16 protein-coding genes are annotated in these 17,128 nt (G+C 36.4%); 12 read left to right on the top strand and 4 right to left on the bottom strand.

Going from position 1 to position 17,128, the window contains the following annotated elements:
* Nucleotides 1–45: 45 nt before the first annotated feature.
* Entirely contained in the window at nt 46–525 is a 480-nt protein-coding gene (locus HU137_RS08550) for a hypothetical protein (RefSeq protein WP_182043426.1), read from the top strand.
* A 10-nt stretch (nt 526–535) separates the two neighbouring features.
* Here HU137_RS08550 and HU137_RS08545 read toward each other — a convergent pair whose 3' ends face one another.
* Nucleotides 536–895: a hypothetical protein gene (locus tag HU137_RS08545; protein ID WP_182043425.1), complete on the bottom strand. Its 360-nt coding sequence runs from the start codon at nt 893–895 to the stop codon at nt 536–538.
* A gap of 113 nt (nt 896–1,008) precedes the next feature.
* Between HU137_RS08545 and HU137_RS08540 the strand changes: the two genes are divergently transcribed.
* The 5 genes from HU137_RS08540 (at nt 1,009) to HU137_RS08520 (ending at nt 4,496) form a co-directional block, all read left to right on the top strand.
* Nucleotides 1,009–1,542, top strand: coding sequence for an RNA polymerase sigma factor (locus HU137_RS08540; protein WP_182043424.1), 534 nt, complete (start codon nt 1,009–1,011; stop codon nt 1,540–1,542).
* 7 nt (nt 1,543–1,549) lie between these two features.
* Nucleotides 1,550–2,107, top strand: coding sequence for a hypothetical protein (locus HU137_RS08535; protein ID WP_182043423.1), 558 nt, complete (start codon nt 1,550–1,552; stop codon nt 2,105–2,107).
* Nucleotides 2,091–3,134, top strand: a complete 1,044-nt coding sequence (locus HU137_RS08530; protein ID WP_182043422.1) for a DUF4097 family beta strand repeat-containing protein — start codon at nt 2,091–2,093, stop codon at nt 3,132–3,134. Before HU137_RS08535 ends, HU137_RS08530 begins: the two co-directional genes overlap by 17 nt.
* Before the next feature lie 19 nt (nt 3,135–3,153).
* Nucleotides 3,154–3,873 carry a head GIN domain-containing protein gene (locus HU137_RS08525; protein ID WP_182043421.1) on the top strand — a complete coding sequence of 240 codons (720 nt, stop codon included), beginning with the start codon at nt 3,154–3,156 and terminating at the stop codon, nt 3,871–3,873.
* A 119-nt stretch (nt 3,874–3,992) separates the two neighbouring features.
* Entirely contained in the window at nt 3,993–4,496 is a 504-nt protein-coding gene (locus HU137_RS08520) for a hypothetical protein (RefSeq protein WP_182043420.1), read from the top strand.
* On the opposite strand, the gene HU137_RS08515 is transcribed toward HU137_RS08520, so the two are convergent.
* The 3 genes from HU137_RS08515 to HU137_RS08505 all read right to left on the bottom strand — a co-directional run bounded on the left by HU137_RS08515 (nt 4,493) and on the right by HU137_RS08505 (nt 8,610).
* Nucleotides 4,493–5,704, bottom strand: coding sequence for an NAD(P)/FAD-dependent oxidoreductase (locus HU137_RS08515; RefSeq protein WP_182043419.1), 1,212 nt, complete (start codon nt 5,702–5,704; stop codon nt 4,493–4,495). The genes HU137_RS08520 and HU137_RS08515 overlap by 4 nt on opposite strands.
* Before the next feature lie 96 nt (nt 5,705–5,800).
* Nucleotides 5,801–7,120 carry an NAD-dependent succinate-semialdehyde dehydrogenase gene (locus tag HU137_RS08510; protein WP_182043418.1) on the bottom strand — a complete coding sequence of 440 codons (1,320 nt, stop codon included), beginning with the start codon at nt 7,118–7,120 and terminating at the stop codon, nt 5,801–5,803.
* 5 nt (nt 7,121–7,125) lie between these two features.
* Nucleotides 7,126–8,610, bottom strand: coding sequence for an FMN-binding glutamate synthase family protein (locus HU137_RS08505; RefSeq protein ID WP_246361527.1), 1,485 nt, complete (start codon nt 8,608–8,610; stop codon nt 7,126–7,128).
* Nucleotides 8,611–8,816: 206 nt separating this feature from the next.
* On the opposite strand from HU137_RS08505, the gene HU137_RS08500 reads away from it, so the two are divergent.
* The 6 genes from HU137_RS08500 to HU137_RS08475 all read left to right on the top strand — a co-directional run bounded on the left by HU137_RS08500 (nt 8,817) and on the right by HU137_RS08475 (nt 16,823).
* A complete protein-coding gene (locus HU137_RS08500; protein ID WP_182043416.1) occupies nt 8,817–9,425 on the top strand; it encodes a fumarylacetoacetate hydrolase family protein in 609 nt (202 codons plus the stop codon).
* Nucleotides 9,426–9,457: 32 nt separating this feature from the next.
* The gene (locus HU137_RS08495) at nt 9,458–9,898 is read left to right on the top strand and encodes a universal stress protein (RefSeq protein WP_182043415.1); all 441 of its coding nucleotides are present in this window, start codon (nt 9,458–9,460) and stop codon (nt 9,896–9,898) included.
* A gap of 588 nt (nt 9,899–10,486) precedes the next feature.
* A complete protein-coding gene (locus tag HU137_RS08490; protein WP_182043414.1) occupies nt 10,487–13,231 on the top strand; it encodes a 2-oxoglutarate dehydrogenase E1 component in 2,745 nt (914 codons plus the stop codon).
* Between the two features lie 25 nt (nt 13,232–13,256).
* Complete coding sequence (odhB, locus tag HU137_RS08485) at nt 13,257–14,480, top strand: 2-oxoglutarate dehydrogenase complex dihydrolipoyllysine-residue succinyltransferase (RefSeq protein ID WP_182043413.1); 1,224 nt, start codon at nt 13,257–13,259, stop codon at nt 14,478–14,480.
* A 50-nt stretch (nt 14,481–14,530) separates the two neighbouring features.
* Nucleotides 14,531–14,905, top strand: coding sequence for an RDD family protein (locus tag HU137_RS08480; RefSeq protein WP_182043412.1), 375 nt, complete (start codon nt 14,531–14,533; stop codon nt 14,903–14,905).
* A 460-nt stretch (nt 14,906–15,365) separates the two neighbouring features.
* On the top strand, nt 15,366–16,823 hold the full coding sequence (locus HU137_RS08475; RefSeq protein ID WP_182043411.1) for an aminoacyl-histidine dipeptidase: 1,458 nt from the start codon (nt 15,366–15,368) through the stop codon (nt 16,821–16,823).
* Nucleotides 16,824–17,128 lie beyond the last annotated feature (305 nt).

Genomic DNA, 17,128 nt, shown 5'->3' with positions numbered 1-17,128 from the left:
CAATTCCATTTGGAAGAAATTGAAGTCGAACTTTAATATTCAAACATGGATACTACAACATTAGCTCGTGTTTTGCATGTCATCGGCGTTATCGTTTGGATTGGCGGTGTTTCCATGGTTACGACGGTTATCATTCCATCGGTCAAAAGATTAAAATCAAAAGAGGAACAAATCAAAACATTCGAACAAATAGAAGGTCGATTTTCTTTTCAAGCTAAATTGGCAACTCTATTGACCGGTATTACCGGATTTTATATGCTTCATGAATTAAATGCCTGGGAAAGATACCTCGATTATCGATATTGGTGGGTGCATGCCATGACATTGGTTTGGTTTATTTTCAGCATCATACTATTCATCCTAGAACCGTTCATTTTACACAGACTCTTTAAAAAATACGCGGCAGAAAATCCTGAAAAAACTTTCAAATTCATCCATAGAGCTCATTGGGTATTGTTAAATATAAGTTTGATCACGGTATTTGGAGCAGTTGCAGGAAGCCATGGTTGGTTAATCATTAGATGAAAAAATGGATTTATTTCATTTCCAACACTTCACGTACTACCATTCGTTGGTTTTCAATTAGATTTCCTTTGAACCCAACGGTCTCACCTACCTCAAATTTTCGGTATTGATTGGCATTTTCTCCCAAATTTGGGATGCTGATCACGGCGGTATATTCGATTCCTTTATTGTTAGATAACAGAATTGTTTGTCCATCTTTTTCTTGCGTAACTTTTGAAATTGTTCCCGTAATGGTCGTTATTCCTTCTGTCCAAACCTCTGAATTTTCAGTTGTAGTTTGTGTCGTTTCCGAATTGTTTTTATTGGCTTCGCATGAAAATATAAAAATCAGCATAACCGTGAAAAGCGTTGTGGTAATAGAAAATTTCATATTAACAAATTTTATGATTAACGAATTTAAACTTTTTTATTCAAAAATTTCTCCAAAACTGTAACAAGAATGAAATACCTTTCGTCTTTAGTACAGAAAACGTTTAAAACAAATTGAAACTCTTTCAACTCCATACTGAAAATCAATTGCTCAAACTATGTCAAAAAGGCGATCAAAATGCCCAAATGACATTGTACAAAAAATATGCGCAGGCGATGTATCAGGTGAGTCGAAACATCATCAAAGACGAGATGCGAGCTGAGGAAGCCATGCAAGATGCATTTCTGGCAGCTTTTGAAAAATTGGATGAATTTAAAGCAGAAGTAAGTTTTGGTGCTTGGCTAAAGAAAATCGTGATCAACAAATCACTTGATTATCTGAAAAAAGACAAAATGTACCAAAAAACAGAAAACACGGAAAATTTGTCAATTTTAGAGGAATTGGAAGAAATCGATTTGTTTGAAAAAATAGAAACGGTGAAAAAAGCCATGAACGATTTACCGGAAAATTATAGGATCATCCTTTCACTTTATTATCTCGAAGGATACGATTATGAAGAGATTTCGGAGATACTGGATGTGAGTTATGATAATTCAAGAGTTTTACTGAATAGAGCTAAAAATAAATTAATTACGCTATTAAATTAAAGTAATGATGGAAGATAAATGGAAAAAAATATTTGAAGAAAACAAAGACCAAATCATAGAAGAATTCAGTCTTCCTTCCGGTCATGAAAAAAGATTTTTGGCTAAATTAAACCAACAAACACCTAAGGTGGAAAAGCGAAATTTCAACTATTGGAAAGTTGCAGCGGTGATGATTCCTTTGATGATGTTATCGGTTTATTTCTGGACAGAATTTAGAACAGAACCTTTGACAGACAACACGACCACACTCGCTTCTTATTCGCCCGAATTAGGCGAAGCCGAAAACCAATTGAGCTATTTGGTAGAAATGAACGTCAAACAAATCAAATCCATGCAAACGACTGAAAATCAAGAATTAGTTAACACTTCTTTGTCCAAATTGGATCTGCTTCAAAAAGACTACAACCGATTATTGATCGATTTAAAAGAAAGCGGTGGGAATCCGCAAGTGATGAAATCTGTTCTGATGAATTTACAACTGCAGGTGGAAGTTCTAGAACAAGTTTTAACTCAAATGAATAGTTTACAAGAATTTAAAAAGAACAGCAATGAAACCTTATTTTAATCTACTCCTGTTAGGGATTTTCTTCAACCCTTTTTTTGCGTCGGCTTCAGAAAACCCTATGGTTCTCGAATCAAAAGTGATCGACAAGACTTTTTCTGTCAACTCTAACGCTGAGTTACGCATCAACAATAAATATGGAAATGTCAACCTGACCACTTGGGATAAAAACCAAATTGAATTCCATATCGAAATCAAAGTAGACGGTAAAAATGCCGAAAAAGTCCGAGAACGAATCAACGGAATCACCGTAGAATTTAATGCCAATTCTAATTTGGTGTCTGCAGAAACAATCATAAAAAGCATAAAGAATTCAAACAATACAAATATCACCATTCACTATTTCGTGAAACTACCCAAATCCAATTCGATCGATATTACCAATAAATACGGGAATATCTCATTAGACGCATTAAAAGGAAGTTCCGCTATCAATTTGAGTTATGGAAACATGAATTTTGGGAAATTGGAAAATCCGTTGAATACCTTGGATTTGGATTATGTTACATCAGCTCAGATCGATTTCGTAAAATCGGCCAATGTAACCATGGATTATAGCAAAATCAATTTAGGGAAGTCGGAAGTCATCAATCTCAATGCAGATTACAGCGACGTAAACATAAGCGAAATCAGTGATTTGGTAGCCAATATGGACTATGGGAATCTTTTTATAGAAAATGGGGGTTCGGTTTCAAGTGTCACCGATTATTCCAATGTAAAAATAGGCACGATACACAAAAGTTTTGTGTATTCCGGAAGCTATGGTTCTATTGCGATCAATCAGGTAAAAAAGGGATTTAATAAAATATCCATTGGGGCAGATTATTCCGATGTTTCTATCGGAATTGATTCCGGAGCAGGTTATACAATTACCGGTAATTTCAAATACGGAGGCCTTGATTTTCCTTCTCATGTGAACATGAGCAAACAAATCGAAAAATCGGTTGTGAAATCTTACGAAGGAAAAGCCGGAAATGGAGCTGCAGAAGTTCTCATCAACATGAATTATGGCAGCGCAAAAATCAGATAACAATAAAAAATTTAATACTATGAAAACATTCTGTATCATCACAATTTTTAGTTTATCTCTTTTTTCCTGTGCGCAGGAAACTGTGAGAGGAAACGGAAATCGTATCACGGAAAATCGGACTATCAATTCCAATTTTAATGAAGTAGAATCTGCCGGAGCTTTTGATGTAATTATCAATGAAGGACCTCAAAACGGAAAAATAAAATTGGAGGGAGATTCCAATGTGTTGGATAAAATCGAAATTGAATTGGAAGGAAACACCTTGGTTTTACGGCAAAAACAAGGATATAATTTCTTTACAAATCCAGGGAAAGTGACTATAACATTTCAAGCCAAAAATCTGAGATCCATCGGGCTTTCCGGTTCCGGGACGATTATAGCACACGGAACCCAAACCGTAGAGGATTTTACGGTAGCCTTAAGCGGTTCCGGAGATATCGATGCAAAAGTATCGGCTAGAAACATAACCTCTGCATTGTCCGGATCTGGAAATATAAATTTAGAAGGAAATTCAACCACTTTTAAAGCCGGAATTTCAGGTTCAGGGGACATCGGTGGCTATGATTTAAAAACCAAAAATGCCGATATCGGTATTTCAGGTTCCGGAAATGTGAAAATTACCGCCAATGGTGATTTAACGGGTGCCATAGGCGGTTCTGGTGATATTTATTACAAAGGAAATCCGTCCAAGGTAAACGTCACTTCCGGTGGTTCAGGCGACATCATCGATGCCAATTAAAATTTCTTAACTCAAATAATTTGTACTCTGAAATCCCTGTTTCTAATTTGACAGGGATTTTATTTATTTCCATTTTTTGGAATCGAAATATTCTTATTTTTACCTCAAAATAAAACCAAATGAACGAAAAAATTGAAGAATTGGAAGGGAAATTCCGCTATGCAGACCAGTTGATTGCCGACAACGAATTGGAAGAAGCCAAAGCGCTTTTGTTTAGTCTGATTGAAGAAGAACCCCGATTTGGAAAAGCATATAATCATATTGGATGGATTTACGAAACCAAAGAAAAACGGTACCGCGAAGCGGAAGAATTATACAAACAAGCGATGGAATTCACACCGGATTATCCGGCTCCTTATATCAATTATCTGTATTTATTAAACACAGAATTACGCGGTGAAGAAGCAGAAGCACATATCCAAAAAGCCAAAAATGTGGTGGGAATCAATAAGATTTCGTTGTGGACAGAATGGGCTTATATGCTGGAATACACCGGAAGATTTGAAGAATCAATTGAAAAATACAAGGAAATTATTCCCATGCAAAACAATTTGGAAAAATTGGAACAACTCAAAACCGACATCGAACGCGTACGGAAAAAAGCGGATATGCTGAAGCTTTAAGTATTTCGCTTAAACCCAAATATTTTCTGTCTTTCATCCTTTTTACCGCTAAGTTGGTTGGCAATAACCTGTGCGGCAATCATACTAAAAGTGATTCCATTTCCACCATAACCCAAAGCAAAAAACATACGTTCTTTTCCTGGCCAAGTGCCTATATAAGGTAAACCGTCTTTGGTTGAACTAAATGTTCCGCACCAGGCCATATCGACTTCAAAGGGAATCTCAGGATATATCTTTTTGAATTGTTTTTCCAGCTTTTTTACCTTCTCCCGTAGCAAATCATCCCGTTTCACTGGATTTTGAAAATCTTCATCCTCTCCCCCTATCATCATCCGGTTATCAGACGTCGTCCGCATATAAAAATAGGGATCTTTTGTTTCCCAAATCAAACTGCGTTCCGGCCATAATTCCTTTTCAGATACAGGATTGGAAACCAATGCATACGTACTTTGCAGCTTCATTACCTTTTTAGGCAAAAAAGGTCCAGCCTCAAATCCCGCCGCAACGACCACATATTTACATCGTATTTTTTTTCCTGATTCAGTTAAAAGTTCATAGCCATTTCTGATTTCTTTCCAATTTATTATTTCGGTATGGGTAAACAATTTTAACTCCTTTTTGTCCAAATGATGCTTCAACAATCCGGTAGCTGCTGTATATGCATCCATTTGCGCCGCTTGCGTGTTTTTTAAAGCGCCCCACCCAAGTATGGCATGTTTTGCTTCCAATTGGGATTCCGATAAGAAATCAACTTGTAATCCATGTTTTTTTCTAATTTCAAATTCGGATTCCAACAATTTCAAATCCTTTTTATAGGACGCAAGCCAAATGCTCGAAACCTTTTTAAAATCGGCATCAACTTTTGTCTTTTTTAATACCTTTTCCAAATCTTTAATCGAAAGCAAACTGGCCTGATATGCTTTTGCCGCAATTTCTTCTCCTACTATTTCTTTCATTTCACAAAGCGGAACATCGATTTCATATTGGAGTTGTGCTGTACTGGCCGCCGTACTTCCGGTTGAAATCGTCCTTTTATCCAAAACAGCACACTGAATCCCGGCTTCGCATAATTCGTGCGCAACCAATGATCCCGTGATACCCGAACCGATCACTGCGACTTCTGTTTTAAAATTTTCATTCAGTGGATGATAATAATTAAATAGTTGATTTTTCACAATCCAGTACGGTAATCCCGAATGCAAATCCATAGAGTTAATTTTAAACTAAATCTAATCAATTTTATAAAACAAAAAAACCTCAAAGAATTGAAACTTTGAGGTTTTGTAAAGTATTTTAAAACCCAATTATTTCTTCGAAATAACAATCGTTTTTATATTGACAAATTCCCGAATTCCCTCTTCTGAAAGCTCTCTTCCAAATCCCGATTTCTTTACACCCCCAAATGGAAGTTTCGGATCGGAACGAACCAATTCATTAAAAAACACAGCTCCTTCTTCAAACAGATGAATTTTATCGGAGTATTTTTCAACGCTTTCTGTACATATGGAAACACCTAACCCAAAGGTAGATAGATTACTTAATTCAACTGCTTCTTCAAATGATTTGATTTTCTTCACCACAGCAACCGGACCAAAGGTTTCTTCTTTAAATACAGGCATTTCGATTGAAATATCGGTCAAAACAGTCGGGTCATAATAGGCTTCATTACGATTACCACCGGTTATGATTTTGGCGCCCATTTTTACTGAATCATTGACTTGTTTTTCCAATTCTTCCGCCAAATCGACTCGTGCCATCGGCCCTATTTCCGTAGTTTCATCAAAAGGATCGCCCATTTTTAGCGCTTTCACTTTTTCGGTAAATTTTTTAAGAAATTCGTCATAGATTCCTTCCTGAACCAAAAAACGTTTGGCAGCGATACAGCTTTGACCTGCATTTCGGTAACGTGCATTGATGGCTTTGTCGATGATCAGATCCAAATCAGCATCGTCCATCACGATAAAAGCATTGCTTCCACCCAATTCCAAAACCGATTTTTTGATTTCTTTTCCGGCGACAGAAGCAACAGAAGCTCCGGCTTTTTCACTTCCTGTAAGCGAAACTGCTTTTATAGCAGGATGTTCAATAATTTTTTGGATATTTTTACTTTCCAAATGCAAATTTAAATAAGTGCCTTTTTCAAACCCGGCTTCGGTGAAAATATCTTCAATCAATTGGGCCGATTTCGGGACATTACTCGCATGTTTTAAAACAATTGTATTTCCGGCTAAAATCGTGGGAATTGCAAATCGAAATGCTTGCCAAAAAGGAAAATTCCAAGGCATCACGCCGAGAATCACTCCCATAGGTTCATAACGAACGATTGCGTTATAGCGATCCGTCGAATAAGTCCTGTCTTTTAAAAATTCTTCAACATGCTCTGTGTAAAAATCACAATTCAATGCTGATTTTTCGATTTCAGCAATGGATTCAAACACAGGTTTTCCCATTTCTAATGAAATGACGTGTGCAAATTCTTTTTTTCTTGCCAAAAGAATTTCGCCGACTTTTTTGATTTTATCGATTGGTCGATTCTGAAAATCCCCTTTGTTTTTTAAAAACAATTCATGGGCGATTTCTACTTTCTCTAAGGCTTGATCTAAATTTATATAAGTTGCTGACATGATTATTATTGGACAGGTTGGCTTTTCAAATTCTTCAAATAAGAACCAATTGGAACTTCCGGATATAGTTCATCGTATCTCATCACACGGTTTATTTCTACCCTTAAATTGATATAAGTTCGATCGATTTCACTATGGTGAACCAAACCGGCTGCTGAAATCAATTCCCCAAAACTCTTCATCGTATTTTTATGAAAATTATAGGTTCTATTGGCTTTGTCTTCAACGTCCAAACCTTTCATAAGTTCAGGATTCTGAGTTGCTACACCCGCAGGGCATGTGTTTTTATTACATTGTAAAGCTTGGATACAACCTACTGCAAGCATCATGGCACGCGCGCTGCTACACAAATCCGCTCCGATTGCCAATGCTCTGGCTATATGAAAACTACTGATAATTTTCCCTGAAGCAATTACTTTTATATCTTCTTTCAAATCATAACCTCTCAATGTATCAACTGCAAAAGCCAATCCATCTAACATAGGCATACCAAGGGAATTGGAAAATTCAACAGGTGCAGCTCCGGTTCCACCCTCTCCTCCATCGATGGTGATGAAATCCGGCTTCAAACCGGTTTCAATCATCGCTTCACATATTTCGATGAATTCTTCTTTACGACCAATACATAATTTGAACCCAATAGGTTTCCCACCAGATAATTCCCGCATTTGCTGAATCAATTTCATCAATCCAACTGCATTATTAAATGCCGAATGTGAAGGTGGCGAATCTACTTCTGTTTGTGGCTTCACTCCTCGGATTGCTGCAATTTCAGGCGTATTTTTACTGGCCGGTAAAATTCCTCCATGTCCTGGTTTGGCTCCTTGAGAAATCTTTAATTCAATCAATTTAATGCTTGGGTGTTTAGATGTTACTTCGAATTTTTCAGGTGAAAACTTCCCGTCATCTGCCCGACAACCAAAATATCCAGTCCCAACTTGCCATATCAAATCTCCTTCATACTGCAAATGATAAGGACTAACACCTCCTTCACCTGTATTATGTGCAAATCGGCCCATTTTCGCTCCTTTGTTTAACGCCATCACAGCATTTTTACTCAAAGAACCAAAACTCATCGCAGAAATATTCAATAAACTCGCTGAATAAGGTTGGGTACAATGCTCGCCCCCGATCATTATCCTTGGATCTTCATCTACCTTTACTTTTCCGGCATACATCGAATGGTTCATCCATTCATAACCCGGTTCATAAATGTCCATTTGGGTACCAAAAGGAACGGTATCCGTTACATTTTTTGCTCTTTGGTAAACCATGCTTCGCATCACTCTGTCCAATGGACGTCCATCTCGATCGTTTTCCACAAAATACTGCATGATTTCAGGACGAATGCTCTCTAAAAAATAACGCAATCTACCGATGACCGGAAAATTTCTTCGAATTGCATGTTTCCGCTGTGTCAAATCCACTAATCCCATGAATATCAATGGAGCAACTATCAAAAAGAGCCAAAGAATAGGTGTCCAAAACATGGAAATTATGATCAGAATTAGTGAAATACTAACTGATAATGCAATAAATAAGGGTCTGACATTCATTACTATTTTGGTTAAATTTGCCCACAAAATTAAACATTAACTATAAAATTCCCAATTATAAACACCTATCAAAAAATCAATAGAATTGCGAAAAAAATCATTATCAATTGCTTTTTTTGCATTAAACACGAAAAACCATCATGAAAATTATCTGTATTGCAAGAAACTACGCTGAACACGCTAAAGAATTAAAAAATGAAATACCTGAAAATCCTGTGTTTTTTTTAAAACCTGACACTTCAGTTCTTCAAAAAGACCGAGATTTTTACATTCCCGAATTTACCGAGAACCTTCATTACGAAGCTGAAATCATATTGAAAATCTCCAAAGCAGGAAAATACATCCAACCCGAATTTGCTTCTAAATATTTCGAGCAAATTAGCTTGGGAATTGATTTTACAGCAAGAGACCTTCAAACTCAATTAAAAGAAAAAGGACATCCCTGGGAAATAGCCAAAGCCTTTGATAACGCTGCTGTAGTTGGAGAATTTTATCCTAAAAATGATTTTGATTTGGAAAACCTAAATTTTCACATGACCAAAAACCAAGACATTGTTCAAAAAGGAAATACCAATCAAATGATCCATGATTTCGCTAAGATTATTTCGACTGCTTCACAATATTTCACCTTAAAAACAGGCGATTTGATTTTTACCGGAACACCTGCCGGCGTAGGACAAGTCTTAGAAAATGATTATTTGGAAGGATACCTTGACGACCGAAAAGTTTTTGAAGTTCGGGTGAAATAATGTAACTTTAGAGGAAATTTAAATCATCGATCATGTCCCAAAAAATCTTAGTTCCCATTGACTTTTCTGACTTTAACCAAATGGTCATCACCAAAGCCATCGATCATGCCAAATTAATCAACGGAGAAATTTATTTGATTCATGTTGCAACTTTAGATATCGGCGTAATCGTGAGCGAAACCGGTTTTACTTATTTGCCGGAATTGGAACAAACTGCCTTAAATGAAGAAGCAGAACAAATGGGCAAGTTGAAAACGGAGATCGAAGCAAAAGGAATCAAATGCGAAACCATTGTGAAACAAGGAATTCCAGCCGACATCATCGTTCAGGAAGCTAAAGATTTGGCAGTAGATTTGATTGTGATCGGTTCGTTGGGCCATAACTCTCTATACAATATGTTTATAGGTAGCGTGGCGAGTGATGTGATCAAACATTCCAGCATTCCGCTTTTGGTGATTCCTAAAGTGAATTGATGATTAATTTCAAAGGTTTTTTAATTTTATCGGGATGTTTATTTATTAATTGTAATTCTTCAGAAAAAATTGACTGTAAATTTTATAAAACTGGAAAATTTTAATTAACTCAAACAGAAAACACATCCATCTTTATACGCACAGAAATTGCTGAAATTCAAATTAATACTCTTACTCAAGAAGAAATTTGTTCAGAAATAAAATGGATTTCAGATTTTGAATACATTGCAACAATTGTATCTGTAAAAAACGCACCAGCTGGCGTTGACTATGAACTATTGAAAAATTATCGAAGTGAAATTTTATCAACTTCTGAGAATGGTTATACGGTGCGGATTTCAAACGAAAAAATTGAACATATTTTAGAATTTGAAAGAATAGAATGATTCCTAAAATATTTAGTCAATTCCAAAGAAATTTCGATAAAAATATCGATCAAATTTTAAAAAAATCCTAAGAAATCAAAGCTTTTGCCTTCAAAATCACATAAATTCTCAAAAACTAAATAAAATCATCCCATTCAAAATTTTTTAAACGTTTGAAATGTGCTAAATTTGTAGGCTAATTCTCATAAGAGACCACATCATAATGGAACAATTTTCATTTTTAAATGCCATACATTCTGAATACATCAGCGAATTGTATGATCAATACCAAAAATTTCCGGACAGCGTAGAACCCAGTTGGAGAGCCTTTTTCCAAGGATTTGACTTTGGAAGTAAATCTTATAACGGTCATGCTATTACAGAAGGGTCCAATCCACAAGTTGTCACAGAAATTCCGGAAAAAGTTCAAAAAGAATTTAAAGTCATCAACCTTATTGATGGCTATAGAACCAGAGGACATTTGTTTACCAAAACCAATCCTGTCCGCGAAAGAAGACAATATGCGCCAACACTGGATTTGGAAAATTTCGGATTGACAGAAAAAGATTTAGATGAAACTTTTGATGCCGGAAATATTCTTGGAATCGGAGGAGCCATAACGCTTCGCAAAATCATCGAACATTTAAAAAATATGTATTGCGACTCAATCGGTGTCGAATACATGTACATACGCGATCCTGAAAAAAACAAATGGATCCAGAATTGGTTAAATGATAATTTAAACCATCCTCAATTAAAAGTTGAGGAAAAAGAAAGAATACTTTTAAAGTTAAATGAAGCCGTTGCTTTTGAAAACTTTTTACATACCAAATTTGTAGGACAAAAAAGATTTTCTTTAGAAGGAAATGAAACTTTGATTCCGGCACTAGATGCAGTGATCAATCGTGCTGCAGAAGCTGGTGTAGAAGAAGTTGTACTGGGAATGGCCCATAGAGGTCGACTAAATGTATTGGCCAATATTTTTAACAAATCTTATTCGCAGATATTTAGTGAATTTGAAGGAAAAGAATTCGTAGAAGATTTATTTTCCGGTGATGTAAAATACCATTTGGGCTCTACGACAGAAGTCAATTGTCATTCCGGTAAAAAATTAAAAATGAACCTCGCTCCTAACCCTTCCCATCTCGAAACCGTAGATGCGGTAGTTGAGGGAATTGCTCGAGCTAAGGTGGATCATGATTATGCCGGAGATTACAATAAAATATTACCGATTTTGATCCATGGTGACGCTGCAATTGCTGGTCAGGGAATCGTTTATGAAGTTGTTCAAATGATGACTTTGGACGGATATAAAACCGGAGGAACGATCCATATCGTGGTCAATAACCAAGTTGGGTTTACGACCAATTATCTTGACGCAAGATCTTCTATTTATTGTACTGATATTGCAAAAGTGACTTTATCACCGGTTATGCATGTCAATGCAGATGACGCAGAAGCAGTCGTTCATGCTTTGCATTTTGCTGCAGATTATAGAATGAGATTTGGAGAAGATGTTTTTATCGATTTGTTGGGTTATAGAAAGTATGGACACAATGAAGGAGATGAACCTCGTTTCACCCAACCTCAATTGTACAGTCTCATTTCCAAACACCCCAATCCTAGAGAGATTTACAAACAACATTTGATCAAAGAAGGTGTAATTGGCAATGATATTCTAGCTGAAAAAGAAAAAGAATTCAAACAATTATTGGATGAAAACTTTGATGCAGCCAAAGAAATTCAGAAAAACAGACTGGATCCCTTTATGCCGGACGAATGGGAAGGTTATGAAATAGCTTCTGAATCTGAAATGCTCAAAAAAGTGGATACCAAATATCCATTGGATAAATTGTATCAAATCGCTGAAACCATTACAACCATTCCGGAAGGAAATAAATTCATCAAAAAAATTCAACGTTTATTGGCGCAACGCAAACAAATGGTTGAAGACAATAAACTAGATTGGGCAATGGGTGAATTATTGGCCTATGGATCAATTCTAAATGAAAATAATGATGTAAGACTTTCCGGTGAAGACGTCGAAAGAGGAACTTTTTCTCACAGACATGCCGTTCTGAAAACGGAAGATGCAGAAAAAGAAGTAATTCTTTTGAACCATTTGAGCGAAAACCAAGGGAAGTTTACAGCTTATAATTCACTTTTATCAGAATATGCCGTACTTGGTTTCGATTATGGTTATGCCATGGCAGCTCCCGGAACATTAACCCTTTGGGAAGCACAATTTGGTGATTTTGCCAATGGTGCCCAAATTGTCATCGACCAATATTTATCGGCAGCGGAAGACAAATGGAAAATCCAGAATGGATTGGTGCTTTTATTGCCGCACGGATATGAAGGACAAGGTGCAGAACACTCTTCAGCACGTATGGAAAGATTCTTGCAACTTTCTGCGCAAGGCAATATGTTTATAGCCAATTGTACAACGCCGGCTAACTTCTTCCATTTGTTGAGAAGACAAACCCAAGCCAATTACAGAAAACCTTTGGTGGTCTTTACACCGAAAAGTTTGTTGAGACACCCACTCGTTACTTCAACGATGGATGAATTGGCCAATGGAGAATTCCAACCTTTAATAGACGATGCAACAGCCGTTGCTGCTAAAGTAGAAAAAGTCGTTTTCTGTCAAGGGAAATTCTACTATGATTTGTTAAAGAAGAAAGAAGAATTGAACGCTGAAAATGTAGCACTCATTCGTTTGGAACAATTGTATCCGTTGGACAAAGAAATGATCCATGCTGTTTTGGATAAATATGCCAACAAAAAACAAATCATCTGGGCGCAAGAAGAACCGGAAAACATGGGCGCATGGACCTATATTTTAAGAAAATTAAGGGAAATTCCGTTTGAATTAATTTCACCAAGAGAAAGCGCATCTCCTGCACCAGGTTCACATCATACATTTGATGTCCGACACAATAACACAATTAATAAAGTTTTTGAATAAATTAGCAATAAAATACTGAACAGATATGGTATTAGAAATGAAAGTCCCTTCTCCGGGAGAATCCATCACAGAAGTTGAAATCGCATCTTGGCTTGTTCAAGACGGAGATTATGTGGAAAAAGACCAAGCAATTGCTGAAGTTGATTCCGACAAAGCTACGCTTGAATTGCCTGCTGAAGAAAGCGGAATTATCACTCTAAAAGCGGAAGAAGGCGACGTTGTTGCCGTAGGACAAGTCGTTTGTTTGATCGATACTGCTGCTGAAAAACCAGAAGGTGCTGCTGCTGATAAAGCAGAACCAAAAGCCGAAGAAGCCAAGGAAGAACCTAAAAAAGAAGAAGCAAAACCAGCGGAACAACCCAAAACTTATGCTTCAGGAACTCCTTCTCCGGCAGCCAAAAAAATATTGGAAGAAAAAGGTGTAGATCCCGCATCTGTTCAAGGAAGTGGAAAAGATGGTCGCATCACCAAAGATGATGCAAACCAAGCATCTGTAGCCTCTATGGGAACGCCAACCGGAGGAAACAGAAGTTCTGAAAGAACCAAACTTTCCATGTTGCGTAGAAAAGTTGCGGAAAGATTGGTTGCAGCCAAAAACGAAACTGCGATGTTGACCACATTCAACGAAGCGACCATGAAACCGATCAATGAATTGAGAAGTCAATATAAAGAAGAATTCAAAGCCAAACATGGCGTGAGTTTAGGATTCATGTCTTTCTTTACAAAAGCAGTAGTGAGAGCATTGCAATTGTATCCCGATGTAAATTCAATGATCGATGGAGATTATAAAATTTCGTATGATTTCTGTGATATTTCAGTTGCCGTTTCCGGTCCAAAAGGATTGATGGTTCCGGTGATGAGAAATGCTGAAACCCTCACATTTAGAGGAATTGAAAACGAAATCAAACGCTTGGCTTTACGCGCACGTGATGGTCAAATTACCGTAGACGAAATGACAGGAGGAACTTTCACGATTTCAAACGGAGGTGTTTTTGGATCGATGTTAAGTACGCCGATTATCAATCCACCACAATCCGGAATTCTCGGTATGCACAACATCATCGAACGCCCAATTGCCGTAGATGGAAAAGTAGAAATCCATCCGATGATGTACATCGCACTTTCTTATGACCATAGAATCATCGACGGTCGTGAATCAGTTGGATTTTTAGTGGCAGTAAAAGAAGGATTGGAAGACCCTATCAACCTTTTGATGGACGGAAATCCGAAAAAAGCATTGGAATTATAATTATCAATTAATATATACAAATGGATGTCGAAAGGCATCCATTTTTTTAAATGGAAACTCATCTCCTCATAAAAAGAAGTATTGCATACATGATCGATAGTATGGTACTGCTAATATTGATTATTCCATTTTTCATGATAATTTCATATTTTACAAAATCGAACCCTGTCCTGTTTATGTTTTTGATGACAATACTTGTGCTGATAATCTTGATGGGATATTTTTACTTTTTTGAAAAAAATCTTAAAACTACTCCAGGAAAAAAAATCATGGGTCTAAAAATAATTGAATTGAAAAATGCTAATTATTTAACACGAAACATTTACAAATTTTCTCCTTTAAACTTTATTTCTTTTTTATTAAATGCAAATGGAGAATTTACGCATGACTTAAAAGCTCACACAAAAGTAATTGAGGTCAAATAAAAATCCCCACAAACCGGGGGAGCATTGCAGGGATTCATAGTTATGAAAAAGTATAGAGAGAGAAAATTTCTTTTTATTTATTAGAACAAATTTCCATTATTTTTATTAAAAACTTTAAGGAATTCTCCCCAAACTACATTAGGATTATTCCTATTTGTCAAGTTTCTTCCATAAAAAAATCCCACAATTCAAGGTAGGAATCATGAGACTTTTCACTGTACTTAGTTTTTAATGAGAGGGGTTGAAAAAAATTTAAGTTGGTTAGTAGTTTAGGTTTTAGGCTTTTGTTTGATACAAATATAGCAGCTATCCTAAATAAGATCTCAAGGAAATAACCCCAAATTCCTATGGGAAAATTCCTGTAAAAAATAAACTCAGGTGAAATTCTAATTTAATTAAAAAATAAAGCCGAAGAGCCAATTTTGTTTTTACCTTGCATCCTCAATAAACAAATACAATCATGAACGATATTTTAAATTTAGAACCCAAATCGATTTGGAAAAACTTTTCAGCCTTAAATGAAGTGCCGCGTCCTTCAAAAAAAGAAGAAAGAGTCATTCAATTTATGATGGATTTCGGTAAAAATTTAGGCTTAGAAACGATAAAAGATCAGGTAGGAAATGTGATCATCAAAAAACCGGCTTCATCCGGAATGGAAAATCGGAAGACCGTTGTCCTTCAATCTCACCTCGATATGGTTTGTCAGAAAAATAACGATATAGATTTTGATTTCGATACCCAAGGCATCCAAATGTTCATCGATACTGATGGATTTGTTAAAGCAAAAGGAACGACTTTGGGCGCAGATAATGGAATCGGCGTGGCAACGATCATGGCTGTTTTGGAATCCAATGAAATTGAGCATCCGCCTATCGAAGCTTTGTTCACCATCGATGAAGAAACCGGCATGACTGGTGCAATTGGTCTGGATGAAAGTGTTTTATCAGGTGAAATTTTATTGAATTTAGATACTGAAGAAGATGACGAGTTGACCATCAGTTGCGCCGGAGGCATGGATGTTACAGCTACAAAATCCTATAATATTGAAAATTTAAATGCTGATTTCGAATCTATAAAATTGACCGTCAAAGGTTTGAAAGGTGGGCATTCAGGTGGTGATATTCAATTAGGTTTAGGAAATGCCAATAAACTTTTGGCTAGGTTTCTAAATGAATCTTTGAATTTTAAAGCCCAAATCTCCAAAATGGAAAGTGGCGGTCTTCGAAATGCAATACCAAGAGAAGGATATGCAGTCATTTCTTTTCCAAAAACAGAAAAATCCAATTTAACTGACGCAGTTGAATTATTGAAAAATGATATTTTAAATGAATTCAAACCGATAGAACCCGGCATTGAAATCGAAATAGCATCAGTTGAATTACAAAATGAAGCGGCTTCTTTTGAAGTATCAAAAAAATTAGCTCAAGCTCTGATGGCAGCTTTTAATGGTGTTTACAGAATGAGTCCTGAAATGGAAGGGGTTACTGAAACTTCAAACAATGTTGCCAATGTCGTAGTTGGAGATGGCGAAATGAAAATTCTTTGTCTTTCAAGATCTGCCATCGAATCAGGAAAAAAAGCGATGATCGAAACCTTGAAATCAACTTTTGAAATGGCAGGTTTTAAAGTCGAATTTTCCGGTGGATATCCGGGTTGGAGACCGAACGTGAATTCGGAAATCCTCGATTTGATGAAACCTTTGTACAAAGAGATTTTTGGTTCTGAACCTAAAATTATCGCGACCCATGGAGGATTGGAATGTGGAATCATCGGAGGCCATTATCCAGAAATGGACATGATTTCATTTGGACCTAATATTTTTGGAGCGCACTCGCCTACTGAACGAGTTGAAATTAAATCAGTTCAAAAATTCTGGAAATACTTTTTGGAAGTATTAAAACGCATTCCAAATAAATAAAAATAAGAAGCCCCGGAACTTAGAGAAAGTTTCGGGGCTTGTTTTCACAGCGTTTAGGTTTCTGTTGTAGTAAAGAAAAATATGAGGTATGAGAATTAAAATTGGTTAGGTAGGTTATAATTCTAGAGCGTCTCCTTAGGTTGATGAAGCAAAATTATCACTCCACTTCCAAATAATTATAAGGAAAAACCCTTATTCTCTGACCCGAAAATTCCTGTTATGTCTCTTAGAGCCTATTTTAATTTTGGCTTTTAAATATTCATCCAATTACAATTAACTTCGAATCCATCGCATATAATTTTAAC

The organism is Moheibacter lacus, assembly GCF_014042165.1.
GTDB lineage: Bacteria > Bacteroidota > Bacteroidia > Flavobacteriales > Weeksellaceae > Moheibacter > Moheibacter lacus.
This window is presented reverse-complemented; position numbering and strand designations above follow the sequence as displayed.

Bases quoted from the DNA above. Each gene is read 5' to 3' on its own strand.
- HU137_RS08535 (WP_182043423.1), top strand. From the start codon at position 1,550: ATGGAAGATAAATGGAAAAAAATATTTGAAGAAAACAAAGACCAAATC.
- HU137_RS08490 (WP_182043414.1), top strand. From the start codon at position 10,487: ATGGAACAATTTTCATTTTTAAATGCCATACATTCTGAATACATCAGC.
- HU137_RS08495 (WP_182043415.1), top strand. From the start codon at position 9,458: ATGTCCCAAAAAATCTTAGTTCCCATTGACTTTTCTGACTTTAACCAA.
- HU137_RS08550 (WP_182043426.1), top strand. From the start codon at position 46: ATGGATACTACAACATTAGCTCGTGTTTTGCATGTCATCGGCGTTATC.
- HU137_RS08525 (WP_182043421.1), top strand. From the start codon at position 3,154: ATGAAAACATTCTGTATCATCACAATTTTTAGTTTATCTCTTTTTTCC.
- HU137_RS08545 (WP_182043425.1), bottom strand. From the start codon at position 895: ATGAAATTTTCTATTACCACAACGCTTTTCACGGTTATGCTGATTTTT.
- HU137_RS08505 (WP_246361527.1), bottom strand. From the start codon at position 8,610: ATGTTTTGGACACCTATTCTTTGGCTCTTTTTGATAGTTGCTCCATTG.
- HU137_RS08500 (WP_182043416.1), top strand. From the start codon at position 8,817: ATGAAAATTATCTGTATTGCAAGAAACTACGCTGAACACGCTAAAGAA.
- odhB (WP_182043413.1), top strand. From the start codon at position 13,257: ATGGTATTAGAAATGAAAGTCCCTTCTCCGGGAGAATCCATCACAGAA.
- HU137_RS08475 (WP_182043411.1), top strand. From the start codon at position 15,366: ATGAACGATATTTTAAATTTAGAACCCAAATCGATTTGGAAAAACTTT.
- HU137_RS08515 (WP_182043419.1), bottom strand. From the start codon at position 5,704: ATGGATTTGCATTCGGGATTACCGTACTGGATTGTGAAAAATCAACTA.
- HU137_RS08480 (WP_182043412.1), top strand. From the start codon at position 14,531: ATGGAAACTCATCTCCTCATAAAAAGAAGTATTGCATACATGATCGAT.
- HU137_RS08510 (WP_182043418.1), bottom strand. From the start codon at position 7,120: ATGTCAGCAACTTATATAAATTTAGATCAAGCCTTAGAGAAAGTAGAA.
- HU137_RS08520 (WP_182043420.1), top strand. From the start codon at position 3,993: ATGAACGAAAAAATTGAAGAATTGGAAGGGAAATTCCGCTATGCAGAC.
- HU137_RS08530 (WP_182043422.1), top strand. From the start codon at position 2,091: ATGAAACCTTATTTTAATCTACTCCTGTTAGGGATTTTCTTCAACCCT.